The sequence below is a fragment of the Endozoicomonas sp. SESOKO3 genome (genome assembly GCF_024606255.1).
In genome coordinates this window covers 1-1,677 of sequence record NZ_JAHHPR010000781.1, presented here as the reverse complement: position 1 = coordinate 1,677, position 1,677 = coordinate 1, and the positions used below count along the sequence as shown (strand labels likewise).

Annotated in this window: 1 protein-coding gene; it reads left to right on the top strand. The window is 48.2% G+C overall.

Going from position 1 to position 1,677, the window contains the following annotated elements; translation table 11 throughout:
* Positions 1-956: 956 nt before the first annotated feature.
* The coding region (locus tag KDK18_RS13705; RefSeq protein ID WP_257255493.1) for an SGNH/GDSL hydrolase family protein at positions 957-1,677 on the top strand (721 nt) is incomplete at its 3' end.

The window sequence follows — 1,677 nt, the reverse complement described above, 5'->3', positions numbered from 1 at the left end:
CGGCCTATCTACCCGCTGATATCACTAGCAACGATGCCTGGCGAATGAAGGTGAGAGTGGGGCACAGCCTGACAGCCGATATGGAAATTTACGGCAGCTACCAGTTCAGCAAGGCAGATGACTATCAGACAGATTATCAGGCCCTGCAACTAGGTATATCCTGGTCCATCTAAAGTCAGAGTTTTCTCGAATTGGGCTGTCTGGTTATTCTGTCAAAGGCTGTGGATGGTTTGTTGGAGCGGAAAGGATAGTCAGACAGCCCTGCTTTCTTGGCGGATACACTGGCTCCGGGGTAAATTAGCGCCCTCTCAAAAACAGTTTGTCCAGCTGATCCAGTGTCAATAAGGTCCAGGTGGGTCTTCCATGGTTACACTGTCCGCTGCGTTCTGTCCGCTCCATGTCCCTGAGCAGAGCATTCATTTCTTCGGTTGAAAGACGTGATTGATAAAAGAATTTCCTCACTGGAGTTGCCACTCACGGCAAAGTTATTGCCACCCGTCACAGAAGGGCTAAGATCAAGCCTCATTGTGCCGGCAATATTCTGATTGTATAAAGTTTTGTCTGAGAAAGTGAGTGGGAACAAACGCCCGGAAAAAGGGATTTTCAGGTTGCCGGTATCTGAGATACTGTCCCCAAAACTAAAAAACTGACTATAAAGTTCATTTGCATTTACAGGGGATAGCGTTAAAGAAAGAGCTGCTGCTGAAAGTACTTTTCGGTAAGAGGGCTTTAAAAACGGGACTGCTTTCATGATAAACCTGTTTTTTCGATCAGTTGGCGTCGGTCATTCCATTGTTCCTGTGCTCCAATTAAACTAAGGGTCTGTTCGAGAATAGACTGCCTTACTGTGGTGGCAACAAATTGCTAAAAAATTTTTGCCATCCCCGGTCAGGTTCGCGGAACTCTTTCATAAATTTCCAGTCTATAGCTTTTGAACCCGGGAAGTTGCTCAAAACATGGTGGGCAGTGTCAATGCTCTCCAAAGCTATGGCGCTCGTTATATCGTTTTGCTCAATGTTCCCAATCTTGGAGAAACACCAGGAGGAGAGCGTGAGTTATCTGGCACCCGTGACCAACTCAGTATGGCCAGTAAAGCGATTGATGACGCCGTCCTCACAGAGCTCCGAAAGTCCAGTGCCAATATCTTCTATATGAATCTGTCTGGTCTGGTTACAGAGGTGTCTGATAACGCGGCAGCCTTCGGTTTCATTGATCTTTCCTCTGAAAATACCGATATCACCTGTATGGTTAAGGGTGAGCCAATTGGCGTCCCATGCAGAGCGCCTGATCAGGGGGGAGACCAGAGAGAACGCATCACAACGGGGGTTGCACAGAAGTCAATATTCTGGGATGGCCTGCACCCCTCCAGCGTCATGCACAAAATAGGCAGCGATTATATTTTGTCGGCCATCAGGGGGGCCACCGAAGTCGGCGGCTTGCCAAGAATTGCAGACTCTCACTCAACCACACTGAATAACAATATTTTCAATGAACTGGCACAGCATCGCTGGAAAGACGCGGAATCAGGCACCTTGTCATTTTTTGGCGGCGGAGCCGGAGTAGAAAACCAGCTTTATGACGCTGTTGGCAGGAAAGCCAATAACAACAAGGGCTATGTCATCCATGCGGGCCTGCACTACCAATTGACAGAAGCACTCAGGCTGGGTATCGCCATAC